The following is a 19428-nucleotide window of genomic DNA, read 5'->3' on the forward strand; positions in this document are numbered from 1 at the left end:
AAAAATTAGACCTATTATTTGTGGATATTGAGGCGGAATGGACGAAGGGCAACCGTGCGAACGTATGGGTAGCAAACGTGGTGAATCAAGAGGAGGTTATATCTGAAGTGATAGGAAGAGTCGTTGCTGCTCATAAAATATCAGATATTAAAATCCATGAAATCTCCACAGAGGAAATTATTCGAAACATCTATGAAGAGGGGAAGGTCCATGGCTAAATATATCGAGATGATTCGAGTTCGGTTTCTCATGATGCTAGCCTATCGCACAAATTATTATAGTGGGATTCTAATTTATAGTATTAATATTGGAGCATACTACTTCCTTTGGAATGCAATTTACGGAGGCAAAGAATCGATTGAAGGCATGTCAGTTACACAGATGACAACGTATGTAGCGGTCTCTTGGATGGCTAGAGCGTTTTATTTCAACAATATTGATCGAGAAATAGCTCAAGAAATCAAAGAAGGAAAGGTAGCGGTTGAGTTTATCCGACCCTACCATTACTTGTTTATGAAAATGATGCAAGCACTAGGAGAGGGGATATTCCGATTTGCGTTTTTCTCCGTACCGGGTATGGTCATCGTCGCGCTTATTTTTCAAATTACGTTTTCTGTAAACCTGTCTACTTGGCTTTATTTTGGGGTAGCAATCGTGTTCAGCTTTATTATTAATACACAAATTAACTTACTAACAGGTGTCTTAACGTTTTTCTTCTTTAACAATGATGGATTAATTCAAGCGAAACGGGTAGTAATCGATTTATTCTCTGGACTGCTCATCCCAATCAGCTTTTTCCCGATGTGGGCCCAGCACGTCATGGGGTTCTTTCCTTTTCAGGCCATCAGTTATATTCCGAGTATGATTTTTACACAGTCCTTTGTGGGACAAGAAATAGTAAAAGCGATCCTATTTCAAGGGGTATGGGCAATCGTGCTTATTATTCCAATTCAAATTCTATGGTTGCTCGCTAAGAAGCAGCTCATCGTACAGGGGGGGTAGAAATGAAGCATGCATCTATCTTCTTTCAATATGTTGCACAATATATGAAAACGAGGCTTACGTATCGAGTGGATATGGTCATTGAGATTCTGTCCGATTTATTGTTTCAAGCGGTTAATCTAATCTTTATTTTAATCGTGTTTGGACATACACAGCTGTTAAGCGGCTGGTCGAGAGACGAGATTATCTTTATTTACGGATTTTTCCTCGTTCCTTTTGCGATCTTTGGAGCGTTCTTTAATATCTGGGATTTTAATGAACGCTACATTGTAAAAGGTGAAATGGATCGGATTTTAACTCGTCCCATTCATAGTCTCTTTCAAATTATTTTAGAAAGAATGGAATTAGAATCGTTATTTGGTGTGTTTACTGGTATTGGAGTCATGCTGTATGCCGGCAATCAGCTAGGCTTATCCTTTTCGTGGTATGATCCTTTTCTGTTTATTGTGCTCGTATTCGGAGGGGTATTCGTCTATGCTGGGATTTTTGTTTTACTTGCTAGTATTAGCTTTTGGTCGGACAGCCCAACTAGTATTATGCCGATGATGTACAACATTGGGAACTACGGAAGATATCCAGTTGATATTTATAATAAGGTTATTCGCTTTGTGTTAACGTGGATTCTGCCGTTTGCCTTCGTTGGTGTATATCCTTCTGCTTATTTTTTAGGTCGTGAAGACTGGTATGAGTATGCTTTTCTAACACCAGTTATGGGCATTGTCTTCTTTGGTGCTTCTGTCGTCGTTTGGAACATTGGAGTAACGAAATATAGAGGTGCAGGTAACTAACAAGCAAGTCTCCTTGTTCTAATAAGGACAAGAAGGAGGCTTGTTTTTTTATGAGGAAACGGATAATTTCAAATGTTCGACAATATAATGAAAAAAGGTGTGTCTACAGGAGGTATCTGAATGAAATTCACTGTAGAATATGTTCCGTTGCATAAAATAAAGACGGATTTGTCTGTTAAAGTGACCGAACGAATGAAAAGGCTACGAATGTTTATGTGGGATTGCATGCACGTGTTAGTGGTGAAAAAGGATAAAAAAAGTGATAGCTTTACGTTGGTAAGTGGCGAGAATCGGTTTGAATATTTGAAAAAACATACGAATCAAACGTATGTGCCTTGTATTATCGATGTTGAACATAAGAAATCAAAATATCCTTTTTTACAAAAGGAACTAGAAGATTACCCTATGATCCCAAAAGGCTTGAGTATTATTCGAACCTTTTTAAAAGAAGAACCGCGGTTTCGAGAGCTATCTCGTTTGGACCAATTAAAGGTGCTTATGCTCGGTGTCCGATACAAAAAAACAGTGTTGGAAACGATGAAGCGAACCGTTTATCATTTGCATAAAAAATGAACAAGGAGTGAGGAACTATCCTCACTCCTTTCTTATGTATTCCCTGTGTTACAATGGACAAGACAAATGATACGGCTTGGGAGAGATGAGAATGAAACGAAGGCCAATCTATGTAGAGCTTCCAATATATGCAGATTTGGAAAGGCTATGGGAAGCAACTCAAAATCCTAGCCTTCATGAACAGTGGGATTTGCGTTTTACCAAAATTCATTACCTACCAAAAGAAGAGGGAAAGCCTCAAGCTTTTTCCTATCAAACGAAGCTAGGTCCATTTAAAGTAGAAGGCTGGGGACAGAGTGTTGGTCGTTTTCATGGTGGGGATGGTTCTAGAACGTCTTCTTTACACTTTGGAACAGATCAAACAATCTCGCCAATTCGAGAAGGACGTGGATATTGGAAATACAAACCCAGCAAAGATTCGATAACGTTTCTTACCGAATATAATTATCAAACGAATTTTGGAAGCTTTGGATCCTTTATAGATCGTTTCCTCTTTCGACCAGTTATGGGATGGGGAACAGCTCTTAGCTTTGATGTTTTAAAGAGATGGCTGGAAAAAGGAGAAAGTCCAAATCAACAATATAAACGGTTCTTTGGGTATTGGCTGATTAGTTTTTTGTTTGTGTTTATCTGGATATATCATGGAGCAATCCCGAAGCTTCTCATGATGCACGAAACAGAGTTAGAAATGGTGCGAAGCATATTTCCAACTGATTTCGCTCCATCCATCGTCCGTCTTGCAGGTGGAATAGAAATATTGTTTGGACTCTTGTTCTTAGCCATACGTAATAAGAGGCGCTTATTTCAACTACAAATGGTAGTGTTCATGTGCTTAACTTTAGCTGCGTTATGGGGAGATGTTAGCGTATTGTCTCATCCATTTAATCCGCTAACCTTTAATCTTGCGTTAATCCTATTATCCTGGCTAGGTATGACCACGGGAGAGGATGTCCCTACCGCTAAATTCTGTAAAAGAAAGAGATGAGCGAGAAATGTCTATATACCGAAAGGCAATGGGCAAAGATTTTAATAGATTACATCCAATGCTGCAAAAAAGATACAGTGTCTCCGAAGGATCCGTGTTTGTTGCGAAGGGCACGATGTATAGGATTCGTGGAGGCCCACGGTGGCTGGCACCGCTTTTTTGGCTGGCGACAAAGAGAAAGCTATTGTTCCCGGAACACGGTCAAAACATTCCTTTTACGATCGTTAATCAGTCTAAGAAGGAGCAGGTGTATTGGAAGAGAGCGTTCTATTTCCCAAATAAAACGCGGTTCTTTAATGCGGTAATGAGCTTAGATTCTAAACGGAATGTAATCAAGGATTATTTAGGAGAATCTCCCGTTGTGTATTCCGACTTAGTGTTTGAAGTGACACAAGATGGCGGTATTTTAATTACATCGAAAGACCAACGATTGGTAATAGGGAAATGGGAGATTCCATTACCAAAATTGTTTCAAGGATTAGCGAGGGTCAAGGAATCCTTTGATCCTATAAAAAATACGTATCGGATTGACGTTTCGGTCCGGAATCCAATGATTGGACATGTATTTGCTTATGAGGGGGAGTTCATTCAAGATGAATATGAAAACAGTCTCGATTGGTAATCTCCTACTATTACTCATTTTAATCTTTTTTCAGTCTTATGCCTGGTATTATTTATTATTAACTGTAGCTCAGCTCGTTTTTGTTCCTCTTGTATTACATATACTTTTAGAAACAAAAGGGGAGAAGCATCCTTTTCTTGTTTTCCTATTCACTATAGCATCTGTAGCCGTCTTTACCTTACAAGTAACAGGAGACACGATGCTGGATGGATTTTTGGTATGCCTTTATATCTTATACACAGCGGTCATTGCTTTCATTGGAATCAAGCGGTTTTTACAGCGAGGTTTTGTTCATATGGAAGAATGCTTGATTGAATTAGGAATGATTCATCTGCTAGTAGGGGGAGCATGGTATCTGGCATTTCAGCTAAACTTGAATCTAGGCTTTTCTCCTATTATTACTTGGTTAACTGCTATTCATTTTCACTATGCCGGGTTCCTTTTGCTAGTCTTCATCGGCTTCCTCGGTCGTATTCAAAAAGTTAAATCTTATTCGTTTATCGCTTTTACGGCGTGTGTGGCGCCTTGGGTTGTCGCAATTGGAATCTCTTTTTCGAGATTTTTAGAGGTGGTTTCGGTCCTTGTTTACATGGTTGCGATATATGGCGGGATCTACTTAGCATGCAAAACGCCTTACGAAAGGAAGCTACAAAAAGCGCTGATTCCCATCTCCTTTCTTGCTTTAGGTGTTAGCATAGTATTCTCCCTGTTGTATGCAGTCGGAAATTGGACGGGCCTATTCCATGTTAGCTTGTCCTTTATGCTATTATTCCACGGTGGGACAAATGGTCTATTATTTGCCGCGATAGGGGTGCTTGGTTGGTATTTAGGAGCGCCAAGTTCAAAAGCAAAGGAATGGAATTTCCCAATTAGTAACATAAGAGGTTGGAGGAAGAAAAGAGAGCTAGAGAAGCTTTCGGAGCCAGTACAAGGATTAGTAGAGGATATGGATATCTATCGTTTACAAGCATTGGATCGTGAGGTTCGAAGGTTTTATGAGAATACGAACCGTTATCAATTGTTAGCCCGTGTGTATTGGCATCCCTGGTTTCTGCCATTTGCAGGTCTATATAAAATCATCAGTAGATTCGTTCAACAAATCAATCTTCCACTTACACCGAGGGAAATAGAGATGACAGGTCAAGTTGTAAAGGTGGATGATGCGGAGGACGGCAGAGAATCTGTTCGAGCATGGATTCGTAAAGTAGACAATCAAACCGTTTTCGTAGCCTTATATTCGTTCCACACAACGAAAGCGACAACTTATATGAATATCGCTTTGCCATTGCCATTTTCGACAATGATTGGGATTTTGAAACTCGAAGAAGAAAAAGGAAAGCGTCTAAGCTTATCTAGCAAAGATAATGGGGAAGCGGGAATCTACTTGGCTATTGGGAAAAGTAGAATGAAGTTACCTCTGCAAGAACACTTTACGGTATCTACTAAAGAGAAAGGAAATTTAGAGGCAATCCATCGAATGACGATTTTTTCTATACCATTTTTAACAATCCAATACACTATTAAACAAAAAGATTAAAGGGATGACATACGGGTCATAATAATACTAAATAAGGGATAAAGGGTGAATGAAAACCATGTATTTAACGGTCAAAGAAACGGCTGAATATCTTCAACTTTCAGAGTCAAAAATTGAAGCATTAATTCATCATAATAAAATTCGTGCAATCCATGATGGAAAAGAATTTTTAATAAATCGAGAGCAGTTTGATACTCATTTAGAGCAGGTTGAAAAGCTCCATCAGATGATGCAGGAATATTTAAATGAGCCGATTCCAGAAAGCATGGACGTAAAGGACGAAGACTAAAAAATTATCATTCCTCTCTCAAATAGGTATTTATATCTAGGTATGAATAGCGTATAATAGACATATAATCTAATAATCTAAAGCGAGAAAGGCAAACCCACTGAAAAGCGGGGACGCAAAACTACGGGTCTAAGGCTTTATAAAACAAGTAAAGCTAGGATTGCCGGGTTACCGGATATTTTTGGGGTGGTATTCGTTTTGGATGTCACTTTTTTTTATGGGGGAAAACCAATGGCTGGACTGGATGTAAATCTCGACCAAAAGACTCTAGTTCGTGGAATTTTAAATACGCTTTGGATGGTCATTGGGCTTTATGTAATAATGACCTCCGTGAATATGCTTTTTACGTATCAGGAGATTGGTAGCTTTTTTGGGCAAACCGTGTTATCCCCTGTCCTACAACTTGTTTTAACGATGCTTTTTTTAGAGCTCGTTACGTATAAAGAAGTAGAATATGTGGATTACATCCTAATTACAGGGATGAATGGGATTGCTTGTATTATTATGTTTGCTATTTACGACAAGCCCTTAACTACGTTTATACTTGTCTTTCCTATGTTGATATCGTTATTTTTTTATAAAATACATTTATTGTTCTATTCGGTTTTCTTAGCATTTTTATCTTTTATTGTTGTTTATTACTTTGTGTATAGAGATTATTTAGAATTAACAGCTTCAGACTACTTGCTAGTTATTGCATTATTTATTGGTGCGACATTAATCATCGGTCGATTTTTACGTCACCACTCTCTTGTAAGGGCAAAGCTCCTTGAAATCATGGGAGAAAAACGGGAGTTGACATTAAAAAATGTTCATATGGAACGCTTAAATCGTATCGATCCTGTCACAGAGCTTTATAATCACCGTTCTTTTCATGAACATTTAGACTCTATTTTCAGAATTGACAATCCAGAAGAGTTAGACGTCCATGTGGCGGTTTTAGATATTGACAATTTTAAATCGGTAAACGATCGTTTCGGTCATTTAGCAGGAGATCGTGTTATTGCGATTGTCGCTCGACAAATTCATCAACATTTATCTGCTGACGATTTTGCCTCTCGGTATGGAGGCGAAGAGTTTTCCATTGTGAGTATTGGGAAATCAACAGACGACTTCCATCAACAGGTAGAAGAAATACGCTTAAGCTTATCCCAAGTTCACCATCAGGAGTTAAATGGCGAGCAGGTCACGATTAGTATAGGCGTGCAAAAGCTAGCGGCGGGGATGGACAAAGAAACCTTGTTCCATGCAGCCGACGATTCCTTGTATATGGCGAAACGAGCAGGAAAAAATAGGACGGTAGTAAACCGGGGAGACTTTAAGACAGAATCCATTACGAATGAAAACCCGTAGCACATATATGTTGCTACGGGTTTTCTGTTGAGAGAAGGAAATAGAAGGAAAATTAAATATTTTGTAGAAAAAACATATATAGGTAAACGACATCTAGGAGAAAAAGAAGGTGAAGTATGAATTGTAGAAAATGTCAGGTCCAATTGCCAAAATATATGAATGGAAAGCTGTCACCAGAGAAAAAAGAGAAGCTGGAGGCTCACTTACATACGTGCCCAACATGCATGAACATCTATGAAAGATTAAAAAATAAGCCTGTAAAGAAAAAGATAGAGTGGACACCGAAGAAGCTAGGGATTATCGCTGGTTCGGTTGTCTTCCTTGTTTTTCTTCTGGCGGTTACAGGTGCATTTGGAAAGGTATCCGCATGGTGGAGTGGATTCCAAGTTTCCGATAATCAAAGCTTAGAAGATATTAAACAATTCGGGGTTGGGAACAGTGTAAACCTCAAGGCGGAAAGCAACGGAATTGAAATGAGGATTACCCATGTTGTTGCAGACGACATTCAAACATACATTTATTATGAAGTGGAAGATTTAGAGAAAGAGAGAAAGTGGGCCATTAGTGGTCGTACTCCACTTTACATTGATGCAGAACGCGGAGTATTAGATTACACAAAAGCACTTAGCGGAAACTACATGATTTCCAATGTGCAGAATCGAAATAAAAGCGAGGACTCATCTGTGTTTAAAGGGCGAATTGGTATTGTGCCGCTGCAGGAAGACAAGACAGAATCTGATATTAAATTAAAAATTAAACAACTAGTAGAAATATCCACACTTCCAATAGAAGAAGAAATGAGATATGGCATCTATAATATGGAGGGAGGAAAAACGGTTCAAGGAGAGTGGAGCTTTACGGTTCCCGTGGAAAAACAAGAAATAAAAGAGGAAGAAATTAATCAGGATGTTACCATTGCAGGTCACGACATTCATGTTACGAAACTAACGGTCGCACCGACGACTACATTATTGCATTATGAATATGAGATTCCTGAACCGGATGAACAGTCTAATTACATGATGAACAGTAAGTTCTTCGATTTCGAGTATTTAAAAAGTGGGAACGAAGTGTATGAACCGGAGCACACCAGTCTGACATTAAATAATCAAGGCTCGAGTTCCACTAGAGATTTGGTAATAGAAGAGATTCCGTTTCAGTCCATGTACTTTTCTCCACCTAATCAGTTGGAAGCAAAGGTTCGAATGATTCAGGAGACAATCGCGGTTAATGAAACCTTTTCTCTCGACCCATATAGTAAAGAACCGCAAACCTTTCCGTTTCAAGGATCCACCATTTCAGTGGAAAATATAAAGCTAGGGGCACCAACGACATTAATCGTACGGACACCATATACTAAAGAAAGAAATTTTGAGGACATTTTTTATGACATACATACAAAGCCGGAATCTGTTTCGATTGAGGTTGAAGGTACGGAGAGCTTCATTATAGACCAAGATGGAAATACCTATACAGGTACAGAACCAATACCAGAAGGTGTATCCGCGCGATTCTTTCCAACTGAACAAAGAATGACACTCGAATCTGGGAAGGATGAAGAGCCAGTGCCAATTAGCCTCCAAATTCATAGTTATACAAAAACGACTTATCCAAGTGAATCCATTCATATTGAATGGTGAGTGCCTGTCACTACCCGAATTATGTCGAATGATGAAACCCACCTTTTTAAAGAAAGGTGGGTTTTTTAAATTCTCTAACGTATATCATGTGTAACATTTAGAATGAACACAACATGTAACTCTGGGACAGCCAATATTTAGAAGGTAAAGCCGAGCAACTTCATTTTTACAGGATTGCTTGTTCTTGCTTTGCTTCTTCTTGCCCTAATTTTTTCTTTTTTCTACTGAACAATGCATAAACAGCTGGTACTAAAAGCAAGGTAATGAAGGTGGCAAACAGTAACCCAGAAATGATTGCGGTTGCCATCGGTGCTTGGTAGTTTCCGGCACTACCTGAAGCGAGTGCTAAAGGAAGCATTCCCCCAACGGTAGTTAATGTTGTCATGAAGATAGGACGTAAACGATTTTGCCCAGCTTCTAGTAAAGCCTCTTCTACGGAATACCCTTCTCGTCTTAATTGATTTGTTCGATCAATGAGTAGAATGGCATTATTCAACACAATACCGATTAGCATGACCACACCCATTCCAGACATCAAGCTTAAGTCTTGCCCAGTAATGAATAATCCAACGATTACCCCAATGACCGTAACCGGAATAACTGACATGACGATAAGCGGATGAACTAAATGGTTGAATTGGACAGCCATTACAAGATAAACGAGGAAGATAGCGATACCCAACACCATTAACATTTGCTGCATCAATTCTTGCTGTTGTTCAAGATCTCCTGCTGCTGTGATGTCATAGCCTTCTGGTGTATCAAAATCATTCATTAATTTTTGGACATCTCGGTTAATGGCGCCTAAATCTCTGTCTTTTATGTCCGCAGAGATGGTGACAAATCGTTCCCCATCCGTATGTTTAATTTCATTTGGAGTCTCCACGTTCTGAAAGCTTACGAAATCTGATAACGTTTTTTCTCCATCTGCTGTATGGATCTCCATGTCCATTAGCTCACTTCTGTTTTCTGGTTTAGAGGCGTCATTCCAAGTCACGTTAATAGGAACATTTTCTTCATCTATCGTAAGTTCACCGATTTCAGTAGTTAAGAAGGACTGCTGAATCAACTGCTTAATCTGTGATTGACTTATACTCGTATCTTCTAAAGCCTTCTCGTCTAATACTACTTCTTGTTGGCTAGACGTGTTTTGCATCGAATGCTGTACCTCAACAATTCCATCAATGTCCGCTAACTTTTCGCTAAATTCTTCTGATAAGGCTTGTAGTCTTTCAAACTCTTCCCCTTTTAATGTAACTTGAACCGGATAGCCACCTCCGCTAGACATGCTTCCTTGTACACTATTGACAGGGTAGTCCTCTTTCAAACCTCGTAGTGCATCAAAAATATCCTCGTTAATTTCTGCTTGTTCTCTCGTAATGTCTTCCCCTTTTGTCATGTTAATAATGGTATAAAGAGAGTTCCCCTCATCCATCATGTAATCTGTTTCCACGTCTTGGATGTTGCTTAATCTCGTATGCATTTCGTCAATTAATGCTGTTTTTTGAGTTTCCGATAGACCTGGCTCCACTTCTATCAAAATTTCATTGTAACGGTTATACATGTCAGGCATAATGGTCATCGGAATCTTTGGAACTAAAAAGATGGAACCAGCGAATAATAATAGGAAAGTCGTGATGATGATAAAGCTATTTCGTTTCTTTTTTACGACCCATCCTGTTAGTCGACGATACCCTCTCTGCAGGGGACCCTGTTTTCTTTCCACTTTATGTTTTCTAAGCTTTAGGAATTTCTCTGACAAGGAAGGAATCAAGGTAAAAGAAATAACCACAGAGCTAACTAACGTAATCGCAACTACGGTCGATAGCATAATCATAAATTGTCCCATATCCCCACCTAGTAGGCCGATTGGTAAGAACACGACAATCGTGGTTAACATCGAAGCAAGTACTGCACCAGCCACTTCTTTCGTCCCGGCAATCACAGCGTCAAAAGCAGGAATCCCTTGCTCCTTTTTTCGATATATAGATTCAAGAATAACGATGGAGGAATCCACCATCATCCCAATGCCAAGTCCTAAGCCGATTAGTGTCAAAATATTTAAGCTATAATCGAATAATGCCATGGCAACGAATGTCAAAAGAACGGATGTTGGAATCGATATACCAACAATCAAGGTTGCTCTAACATTACGTAAGAAGAGCAGTAATATCACAATCGCAATAATACCACCAATGAGAATGTTACTTGTTACACCATCAATAGACTCTTGCACATAGTCTGCTTGCGCCACGATTTCATTTAACTCAAACCCATTTAGTAAATTCTCATCTCGTATATGATCTATTTCAGCGCGAATAGCGTCCGCCATTTCAATTTGTGTGACATCTGCTGCCCGGCCAACTTGTACGAAAACAAAATCCTTTGTTCCGTTCTTCCAAACGAAAGAAGAGCTTTCCAGTGGTTGAAGAGAAATGTCTGCAACCTTATCTAATGTAATCATGCCAGAGGGACTAGGAATTTCAATGTCTTGCAAGTCCTCTATTCCCGTAACTTGACTATTCCATCTTAAAGTTGAGTTACTTCCATCTTCTGAAAATTGTCCAAGCGTAGCTTCGCTGTTTGATTCTTGAATAATTCCAATAACTTGTGTGATATCTAATTGTGCTTTTTGAATTTCTTCTCGATCGAACGCAATTTCTACTTCATTTTCTAACGTTCCGGATAGGGATACATCTCGAACTTCTGGTAGTTCTTCTAGTCTGGGTTCCAAAATGTCCTTAGCAAAGGTGGTCATTTCCTTCATATCTCCACCAGAAACATCCATAAAAAACTCATAACTTTGATTGGAACCGTATTGACCTGCATCAATTTGGTCAATTCCCTTCATTTCAGAAGAAGTACTGTTAACCGTAGTTTCTACTTCCTTAAAAACTTCGTCTCCACGCCCTTCTTCTATCGTCACATCCAATGAGATACGCCCGATAGAAGTAGTAGAATTTACGTCTTCTACACCATCGATGCTTTGGATTTTTGCCTCGAGCGGAGTAGTGATTGTCCGCTCTATTTCAGAGGCAGACATATCCTCTGTTGTGATGTCAACATACCCTCCATCCATCTTGACAACCGGCATTAGCTCTTTGTCTAAGTTTATGATGGCATAGCCGCCTAGCAAAAGAATTAAGAACACCGACAATCCTACCAAAATTTTTCTTCTTACAATAAAAGATAATAGCTTCATGTTACCCTCCTATAAATGTACGTTTATTATTTTTTATGTAGATACTTGGTGACCTTTTTGGGTTGGTTGATCAGCCATTTGTATCGTACCGTGTAAGAAGATGTAGGAGAATGCTCTAGAGACGTAAATTAGCTAAGACTTAAGTCCTAATGAACGAAAAAAGCTTGGATTATTGGAATCCAAGCTTCGCCGAGAATGAAAGAAATCTATTATGAAAATTGTTCAATGTGTTCTTTCACGCCAATCAATAAGCACTTGAATGATTTTCATAATCACTTCTTGATCCTCGTCCGTAACGTTATTTAATAAGGTATTAAGTTGTGCAATGACCTCATCCTTTTTATCACCATTTGTTTCCGTGAATCGAAAGAATTCCTCTAGGCTTACACCTAAACCTTTCGTTACCTTTTCAAGGGTTTCAATCGTGGCGTTTTTTTCACCACGTTCTAGTTGTCCAACATAGGTAGGATGTAGGGAAGATATATTGGCTAAATCTTCTTGGCTAAGGTTTCGTTCTTTTCTCAATGTGCGAAGCCTTTCGCCAATCACGCTAGCTAAAGCTTTGTTAGGCATCTCTTTTTCTCACCTCAAATAGAATATACCCCCATTTCAAGAAGAATCAACACACTATGAGTATTAAATATTTAATGTTGAAATACTATAAATAGTAATGTACTATTTACGTATAAGCTCTACTTACTACTAGAAAGTAATAATTCTAAGAAACAGGGTGTTCTTGCATACTAAAACAGAATACTAGTTAGGTAGATAGTCTGAAAATCCGATGATGTTTGAATAACTCAGTCCTTTCCTACTTGTTCATTATGTACTGGAAAGGCTTTATTTTTTTGGAAAAGGTGATTTGTTATGTTTGAAAGTCTTTCTGACGAAAAGCTAGTTGATGCCTATAAAAAGGCAATAGAGCTTAAATTAAATGATGAATTTATTTATTTATTGCATCAAGCAATTTTAGAAAGAGGAATTGAGTAGACTATTAAAAAATAGGGATGAAGGAACGTGCCAATTCGTCCCAATAGATTTTTTATCACAAAAGACGAATCTCCAATAATTCCTTTCACGGTCAGTCATCCCAATATCTCTCCGGTACAATACCCCTTCGATTTAGTTCGACTTCCAACCTTTGTACCAGTTCATCATCGGTTTTTAACATAAAAGCCATAATGTACAATTCTACCAATAATGAATCATTCAAATATTGCATTGAATGTGATTCTCCTTTAGCGAAATGGCGTTCTATCCCTTCACCTATTTTCAAGTTAATCACAGAATTGTGAATTTTTCCATATAAAATTTCTTCCAAATAATTATACCACTAAGTGGTAATACTATGGGAATAGTATTACATTGGAGGATAATATGGAATTCGCAGAAAAGACAGCACAAATGAGTAAATTTATTAGTAAGCTACTACAAGAAAACTTTGGAAAAGGTCCAGAGTCTGTTCATGTATCTTTCAGTCATCCTTATGTTGTGGTATATATACGGAACTTTATGTCTGCAACAGAACGAGTACTTATGAAAACGAAAAATGAAGATACGGTCCAAAAAACAAGGGATGCGGTTATGGAGTCGTTAACCTCAAATATTACGACAACGATCCACGATTTGTTTGACACGGACATTTTTGAATTTTATTTTGACTGGAATTTACATAATAAGACGGGGGTTTTTGTTGCAGTTACTCAACAGCTGGATCATTCTTTCGCTATACAAAGTAGCTTTGAAGGGAAAAATCGTCTTCTAGAGGAGATAGACCTTATTAGTCAATCGGTTCAAAAATCTCCAGCCATACAAGAATGTTATCAATTGAATGAACGGACATTTGTAAATGTTAGAGAAGGCTTATTGATTCCGATAGAAAAAGAACTCATTCGTTTAGGGCATGAGGAGCTACTTGTTCTAACGAAAAGAAATTTAGAAAAGAAGTATTTGCACAGTAATAGTCATTTTGAACGAATTTTGAAGCGTAAAATTATGGATGTCTTTGTAGACTGGAACTTTGAATTAGATAAGAGTATCATCGTCATCATTACGACACCGCCTCAACCAACCCAAATAATTAGGCAGGCTCAATAAGGCCTGCCTTTTGCTATCCTACGAGATAGGATGATTTTATTCACCGAGCTTGGAATACCCAAGTCTATAAAAGCAACTTGCTAAGATTACATGTAAAAACCAAATTTATATGAAATGTGTTATAAACTGCCGCGGTCTCTTTTTCCACCTGGTATTTTTAAGCTACTACACGTAATAGTAGAAGAAAAACGAGCGAAGTTTTTCTTTGAACCTAAACGACGTAAGCCCTACCTCTCTTACATCCTTACGGCTCCGAAGCCGATCCAGTGTGAATTAAGTCATGTGAAAAATAAAGCAGAAAAGCCAGTATTTTTACCATCATTCGTCATTCAAGTCGCTTCTATGGTGAAGCTAAATATTTATTTTACAGTATGATTATACATTTGTCAAGGATGCGAGCTTTACACGGCTAAAGTGGAAGGAAGCGTGAATTAATGATATAGTTTGGGCAAATGTCGCGAGGGAGGAGCTGAGAGGATGTCCATTAAACTAATTGCCTTAGATATGGATGGTACATTATTAAATTCAGAGAACCAAGTGTCAGAGCGAAATAAAGAAGCAATAAAGAAGGCACGTGCGCAAGGGGTAGAGGTTGTGCTTTCAACAGGGAGACATATTAGTACTTGTAAACCAATTGCAGATGAATTGGAGTTGTCCTCCTATCTAATTACGGGAAATGGTAGTGAGATTTGGACAACAGATGGCCAACTCGTTGACCGCCAGACGATTGGACTTCAAGAGATAAAAGAACTGATTGCTCTACATAAAAAGCATAAAACTGGAATGTGGATTACCTCAACGGAGCGGATTTGGAGAAATGAAATACCAGAGAGCTTAGAAGGACTTCTTTGGTTGAAGTTTGGATTTCACTTTGAAGATGAAGTCCTTCGTGATGAAGTATGGAAGGAGCTTGAACATAATTATCAATTAGAATTAAGTAATTCGAGCCCAACCAATATTGAAGTAAACGCTACTGGGATAAACAAAGCGGCTGCGTTAGAAAAAATTTGCCTCCGTCTAGGTATAGCGTTAAAGGATGTCATGACGGCTGGAGACAGCTTAAATGATATAAAGATGATTCAAGCAGCTGGAATTGGGATTGCAATGGAGAACGCACAGGAGTCTGTGAAAGCTGCAGCAGACTGGGTAACTGGTCATCACAACGACTCCGGTGTAGCAACTGCAATTGAAAAATGGGTTCTACAATAAGGGGGGGAGAAATAATTTGGGGAGAGTGGTTACAACATCTGAGCGATTAAGGCTTCGGAAAATGGTGTACGATGATTTGGACAACTTACAAGAAATTTTTTCAGATCCAATCGCAATGAAATACTATCCATCCACAAAAAATATAGAAGAAACAAGACAGTGGATTAGCTGGACGAAAGAAAATTATAGCAAATATAATATCGGACTATGGATTGTAGAGAATAAGAACACTGGTGCATTCCTAGGTCAATGTGGATTAGTCCCGCAAAAAGTAGATGGGGAAGTAAGAGTCGAAATTGGCTACTTATTTAAGCGTGAGGCATGGGGGAATGGGTACACGACGGAAGCGGCCAAAGCTTGTCTGGAATTTGGAAAGCACCATTTGGATATCTCAGCATTCATCTCTTTAATCGTTCCCGATAACCTTCCATCCATCAGAGTTGCGGAACGTGTGGGAATGACGTTTGAAAAAATGATTTCAAAGCGAGAAAAAGACGTTGCTGTTTATTCCATTCAATTATAAAAATTCTACTTTTCAAGCTCAAAGACATCCTCTAGCTTCGACTGAAGAAATGTGTGAGCATCTTGGATTCCTATATTATATACGATGGGAGCTAATTCCTTCATAAAGAAATCTAGAATAAAGGACGCAGCTAATTCCCCGAGCTCTTCACCACGTTCTTCTAGGAAATACGCTTGAATAAGGTGTATCATATTTTGCTTTTCACTATCTGATAATGGAATTACTGGTTTCATAACAGTTTCTCCTTCCTCGATTAGGTTCGTAAAAATCGGGTATTGATAGTAGTATAACAGTTGAGAATAGAGATGGAATAGGGTAGTCTTTACGTTAGCTTATGGAAAGTGAAAGTAATCAAGGAGGTTCTGCAATGTTTAAAAAATTATTCGGAAAAAATGACGCGCCAAAAGAAGATAAAGTAGTAGCGCCGGTTTCTGGTAAGGTCGTACCACTATCGGAGGTTCCAGATCCGACCTTTTCTGAAAAAATGATGGGAGACGGTGTAGCTATTATCCCGAGTGAAGGCACAGTGGTGGCACCTGTAGATGGGACGATTTTACAAGTATTTCCTACAAAACACGCGGTAGGTATTGAATCGAAGTCAGGTGTAGAATACTTAATCCATATTGGTCTTGAGACTGTATCTCTAAATGGAGAAGGGTTTGAAGCACATGTAGGTCAAGGAGACAAAGTGTCTGCTGGCGATCCATTAATTACAGTTGATTTAAATGTTGTCTCAGAAAAAGCTTCTTCTACGATTACTCCAATTGTTGTGACAAATGATGTATCGAATATGGAAAGCTTTGTAGATCAAGAAGCAACACACGGAGAAACCGTTGTTTTGAATGTAACGAAATAATTATTGGTCAAACGTTTAATTAATAAAAAATGGAGCCATTTACGGCTCCGTTTTTTATTTTGCTGCTTTTTGTAATTTATTTATCATTTTTAATGCACGACCTGTTCCAATTGCGACAGATTCTAAAGGGTTTGGAGCTAAATGAACTGGGACATGTAATTCGTCTGCTAGCCACTGTTGCATTCCTTTTATTAAAGCACCGCCACCGGTAATGGTCACTCCGTGATCTACAATATCCCCACTTAATTCTGGGGGACAGTTTTCTAACGTGGCATGAATCGTTTCAAGGATTGATTCTAGCGATTCTTTAATTGCTTCTTGAACTTGTGTTGACGTTACAGTTATGGTTTTTGGTAAGCCCGTTACTAAATCTCGACCCCGAATATCCATGGATTCCTCTTTATGATCAATTAACGCGTAGCCGATTTCCATTTTTAGGTTCTCTGCCGTTCGTTCCCCAATCAAAATATTGTAATGCTTTCGAATGTAGTGGATGATTTCTTCGTCCATTTTGTCTCCGCCTGTTCGTACAGAGCGGCACGACACAATCCCGCCGAAGGAGATAATACCAACCTCACTCGTACCACCGCCGATATCAACAATTACATTAGCGATCGGCTCATCCACTGGTAGGTCTGCACCAATCGCAGCTGCTACTGGCTCTTCAATTAAGTGAACTTCCTTTGCACCATAGCTTTTGACAGCATTATGTATAGCTCTTCTTTCGACAGTCGTACTTCCAGATGGAGTACATACGACGACAGTTGGCTTGCGCATTGAAACACCAATCTTCTTACTTACCTTTTTCAAAATTTCCTTAAGCATTTGCGCAGTTATGTCGTAATCTGCAATGACGCCATCTTTAAGTGGTCGAATTGGGATGATATTCCGCGGCGTTTTCCCGACCATTTCTTTTGCTTCCTGTCCCACCGCAACGACATTTTTTGTCTTTGTATCAATTGCAACCACAGAGGGTTCATTCAACACAATTCCTTTAGATTTCGTATAAACAAGTATATTGGCTGTGCCAAGATCTATTCCAATTTCTGCATTTGCAAACATCACAGCGTTCCTCCAATGATGACATTTTCTATTCATAGCATTTCTCTAAAAGGGGTAAATTTATGGGGGTAATGGTGTAGTAAATGTTGGAAAGTGTAAAATTGTATCGAAAAATTTCCCAGTGTCAATAAATAGCATTAAAAAAAGCAGTAGCTTTGGCTACTGCTTTCAGCTGAATTAGTTTTTCTTTTCTTCTAATAGGTTTGCAAGTACGTGAGTTTTATACTGTTCGATATAGCGTCCTTCATGAGTTCGTACACCACGACTTTTGAGTTCCTCTACATACCAACCTTTGCTACCTACGTGCATTCCTATCATCCTTCCCTTTGTTTGTTCGAGGCCATTTTAACATCTGAGCCAATGGAACGAAAGTGATTTACTTATTGTATCCATATGCTGAAAGGTGATTGATGATGCCATTTTTGAACGGCGCAGAGGAAGTATTTTCATAAGCTTTAAAAGCGGTTTTATTGGTATAATAGGAGAAAGTGACGAAAGGAGAATGTTCCATGGATTTCGTGACATTGATGGTAGAAGAAAAGATTAAGAAAGCCATTTCAGAGGGACAATTCGATAACTTAAAAGGCAAAGGAAAGCCACAAAAGCTAGAAGACTTATCGATGATTCCAGAAGATATGCGGACTAGCTATTTAATGATGAAAAACTCAGGGTACTTACCCGAAGAGGTTAAACTAAATAAAGAACTTGTGCAGCTAAGAGAGCTTATCCGTTGCTGTGAAGACCCAGACCAGCTAAAGGAGTACAAGAAAAAGCTGACGGAAAAAGAAATACACTACGATATGTTAATGGAAAAGCGGAAGCTAAATCGTTCCTCTGCTTATCAACGTTATTCTGGGAAGATAAGAAACCGGTTCGGATTTTAAAACACTCTATCATACAGGTGGAGTGTTTTTTTCCGTGGTATAATAAGACAGAATAGTAAAGGGGAGAAGAAGGTGCGCAGTCTTTTAGTTTATATATATGCAGCCTTGCAAATATTAGGAAGTGTACCGAGGCTACTGACAATAGATAAAAAAGCTAAATCTGTTACGGGACAAAAACAAGACGAACTATATTTTGAGACACCAAAATTAGTTTCACAACGAGTATTCAAAAAAACAGGATCTACGATTGAGGTGGTGGGACAAGAGAACCTACCCGCAGGACCAGCTTTGTTTGTTGCGAACCACCAAGGCTTATTTGATATCCTTGTTTTACTTGGTTACCTTGGGAAGCCGATTGGCTTTATAGCAAAACAAGAGATTAAGAAAATTCCAATCATTCCACAATGGATGGTAAAGATACATTGTGTATTTTTAAATCGTAGTGACCGCCGAGGGGCCATACAGGTCATGAACGACGGGATTGAAAATTTAGAAGCTGGTCATTCTATGGTCATTTTTCCTGAAGGAACGAGAAGCCGAGGAACGACGGTTCATGAATTTAAACCCGGAAGCTTGCGGTTAGGAACGAAAGCTGGTGTTCCAATCATACCAGTTGCTATAAACGGGACTTATAAAATTATGGAAGAGAAGGATGGTTCTCTACAAGCAGCACACGTTCAACTCACGATTTGTGAACCGATTTCACCTGAACAGTATGAAGGAATGAAAAATCAAGAGATAGCTGTTCAAATTCAGCAAACGATAGAAGATGTGGTTATTCCGAATGGGCGTATTTTGTAAAGAGG

General features: G+C 38.8%; 22 protein-coding genes, 1 pseudogene and 1 riboswitch. Of the genes and pseudogenes, 17 read left to right on the forward strand and 6 right to left on the reverse strand.

Translation table 11 applies throughout. The annotated features are described in order from the left end of the window. Nucleotides 1-89: 89 nt before the first annotated feature. From FN924_RS19835 to FN924_RS03390, 10 genes and pseudogenes are all read left to right on the forward strand, one after another. Nucleotides 90-218: pseudogene (locus FN924_RS19835) on the forward strand (daunorubicin ABC transporter ATP-binding protein); the annotation flags it as partial. Then, a complete protein-coding gene (locus FN924_RS03350) occupies nt 211-1002 on the forward strand; it encodes an ABC transporter permease (protein WP_143892061.1) in 792 nt (263 codons plus the stop codon). The pseudogene FN924_RS19835 and the gene FN924_RS03350, both read left to right, overlap by 8 nt. Before the next feature lie 2 nt (nt 1003-1004). After that, a complete protein-coding gene (locus FN924_RS03355) occupies nt 1005-1790 on the forward strand; it encodes an ABC transporter permease (protein WP_143892062.1) in 786 nt (261 codons plus the stop codon). 120 nt (nt 1791-1910) lie between these two features. Then, nucleotides 1911-2363 carry a hypothetical protein gene (locus FN924_RS03360; RefSeq protein WP_143892063.1) on the forward strand — a complete coding sequence of 151 codons (453 nt, stop codon included), beginning with the start codon at nt 1911-1913 and terminating at the stop codon, nt 2361-2363. Nucleotides 2364-2454: 91 nt separating this feature from the next. Then, nucleotides 2455-3348 (forward strand): DoxX-like family protein, encoded by an 894-nt coding sequence (locus FN924_RS03365; RefSeq protein ID WP_143892064.1) that lies wholly within the window; start codon nt 2455-2457, stop codon nt 3346-3348. A gap of 7 nt (nt 3349-3355) precedes the next feature. Further along, complete coding sequence (locus FN924_RS03370) at nt 3356-3970, forward strand: DUF4166 domain-containing protein (protein WP_228409548.1); 615 nt, start codon at nt 3356-3358, stop codon at nt 3968-3970. Beyond that, nucleotides 3942-5507, forward strand: coding sequence for a YndJ family protein (locus tag FN924_RS03375; protein WP_158633920.1), 1566 nt, complete (start codon nt 3942-3944; stop codon nt 5505-5507). Before FN924_RS03370 ends, FN924_RS03375 begins: the two co-directional genes overlap by 29 nt. 58 nt (nt 5508-5565) lie before the next feature. Continuing rightward, entirely contained in the window at nt 5566-5796 is a 231-nt protein-coding gene (locus tag FN924_RS03380) for a helix-turn-helix domain-containing protein (RefSeq protein WP_143897108.1), read from the forward strand. A gap of 80 nt (nt 5797-5876) precedes the next feature. Next, nucleotides 5877-5972: riboswitch (cyclic di-GMP riboswitch) on the forward strand. Between the two features lie 55 nt (nt 5973-6027). Continuing rightward, the gene (locus tag FN924_RS03385; protein WP_143892067.1) at nt 6028-7149 is read left to right on the forward strand and encodes a GGDEF domain-containing protein; all 1122 of its coding nucleotides are present in this window, start codon (nt 6028-6030) and stop codon (nt 7147-7149) included. A 116-nt stretch (nt 7150-7265) separates the two neighbouring features. Further along, entirely contained in the window at nt 7266-8789 is a 1524-nt protein-coding gene (locus FN924_RS03390; protein WP_143897109.1) for a DUF4179 domain-containing protein, read from the forward strand. Between the two features lie 166 nt (nt 8790-8955). Here FN924_RS03390 and FN924_RS03395 read toward each other — a convergent pair whose 3' ends face one another. Together FN924_RS03395 and FN924_RS03400 are read right to left on the reverse strand one after the other, a co-directional pair. Continuing rightward, nucleotides 8956-11991 carry an efflux RND transporter permease subunit gene (locus tag FN924_RS03395; RefSeq protein ID WP_143892068.1) on the reverse strand — a complete coding sequence of 1012 codons (3036 nt, stop codon included), beginning with the start codon at nt 11989-11991 and terminating at the stop codon, nt 8956-8958. Between the two features lie 222 nt (nt 11992-12213). Continuing rightward, complete coding sequence (locus FN924_RS03400) at nt 12214-12564, reverse strand: helix-turn-helix domain-containing protein (RefSeq protein ID WP_143892069.1); 351 nt, start codon at nt 12562-12564, stop codon at nt 12214-12216. A gap of 294 nt (nt 12565-12858) precedes the next feature. On the opposite strand from FN924_RS03400, the gene sda reads away from it, so the two are divergent. Beyond that, nucleotides 12859-12981, forward strand: a complete 123-nt coding sequence (gene sda, locus FN924_RS03405; protein WP_143892070.1) for a sporulation histidine kinase inhibitor Sda — start codon at nt 12859-12861, stop codon at nt 12979-12981. Nucleotides 12982-13072: 91 nt separating this feature from the next. On the opposite strand, the gene FN924_RS18790 is transcribed toward sda, so the two are convergent. Further along, the gene (locus tag FN924_RS18790; RefSeq protein ID WP_158633921.1) at nt 13073-13213 is read right to left on the reverse strand and encodes a hypothetical protein; all 141 of its coding nucleotides are present in this window, start codon (nt 13211-13213) and stop codon (nt 13073-13075) included. Between the two features lie 155 nt (nt 13214-13368). On the opposite strand from FN924_RS18790, the gene FN924_RS03410 reads away from it, so the two are divergent. The 3 genes from FN924_RS03410 to FN924_RS03425 all read left to right on the forward strand — a co-directional run bounded on the left by FN924_RS03410 (nt 13369) and on the right by FN924_RS03425 (nt 15820). Next, a complete protein-coding gene (locus tag FN924_RS03410; RefSeq protein ID WP_143892071.1) occupies nt 13369-14088 on the forward strand; it encodes a Na-translocating system protein MpsC family protein in 720 nt (239 codons plus the stop codon). 477 nt (nt 14089-14565) lie between these two features. Then, a complete protein-coding gene (locus FN924_RS03420; RefSeq protein WP_143892073.1) occupies nt 14566-15297 on the forward strand; it encodes a Cof-type HAD-IIB family hydrolase in 732 nt (243 codons plus the stop codon). 16 nt (nt 15298-15313) lie between these two features. Beyond that, entirely contained in the window at nt 15314-15820 is a 507-nt protein-coding gene (locus tag FN924_RS03425; RefSeq protein ID WP_143892074.1) for a GNAT family N-acetyltransferase, read from the forward strand. Nucleotides 15821-15825: 5 nt separating this feature from the next. Here the strand turns inward: FN924_RS03425 and FN924_RS03430 are convergent, their stop codons facing one another. Next, nucleotides 15826-16053 (reverse strand): DUF2164 family protein, encoded by a 228-nt coding sequence (locus tag FN924_RS03430; protein ID WP_143892075.1) that lies wholly within the window; start codon nt 16051-16053, stop codon nt 15826-15828. A gap of 134 nt (nt 16054-16187) precedes the next feature. On the opposite strand from FN924_RS03430, the gene FN924_RS03435 reads away from it, so the two are divergent. Next, complete coding sequence (locus FN924_RS03435; RefSeq protein WP_143892076.1) at nt 16188-16676, forward strand: PTS sugar transporter subunit IIA; 489 nt, start codon at nt 16188-16190, stop codon at nt 16674-16676. A gap of 54 nt (nt 16677-16730) precedes the next feature. On the opposite strand, the gene mreBH is transcribed toward FN924_RS03435, so the two are convergent. Both mreBH and FN924_RS03445 read right to left on the reverse strand, forming a co-directional pair. After that, complete coding sequence (gene mreBH / locus FN924_RS03440) at nt 16731-17738, reverse strand: rod-share determining protein MreBH (RefSeq protein WP_143897110.1); 1008 nt, start codon at nt 17736-17738, stop codon at nt 16731-16733. A 177-nt stretch (nt 17739-17915) separates the two neighbouring features. Continuing rightward, nucleotides 17916-18047, reverse strand: a complete 132-nt coding sequence (locus FN924_RS03445) for a YflJ family protein (protein WP_143892077.1) — start codon at nt 18045-18047, stop codon at nt 17916-17918. Nucleotides 18048-18247: 200 nt separating this feature from the next. Here FN924_RS03445 and FN924_RS03450 point away from each other — a divergent pair, with 200 nt between their 5' ends. After that, nucleotides 18248-18622 carry a DnaJ family domain-containing protein gene (locus tag FN924_RS03450; protein WP_143892078.1) on the forward strand — a complete coding sequence of 125 codons (375 nt, stop codon included), beginning with the start codon at nt 18248-18250 and terminating at the stop codon, nt 18620-18622. A gap of 72 nt (nt 18623-18694) precedes the next feature. Continuing rightward, nucleotides 18695-19423, forward strand: coding sequence for a lysophospholipid acyltransferase family protein (locus FN924_RS03455; protein WP_143892079.1), 729 nt, complete (start codon nt 18695-18697; stop codon nt 19421-19423). Nucleotides 19424-19428: the final 5 nt, after the last annotated feature.

Origin of the sequence: Radiobacillus deserti (genome assembly GCF_007301515.1) — a bacterium.
GTDB classification, from domain to species: domain Bacteria; phylum Bacillota; class Bacilli; order Bacillales; family Amphibacillaceae; genus Radiobacillus; species Radiobacillus deserti.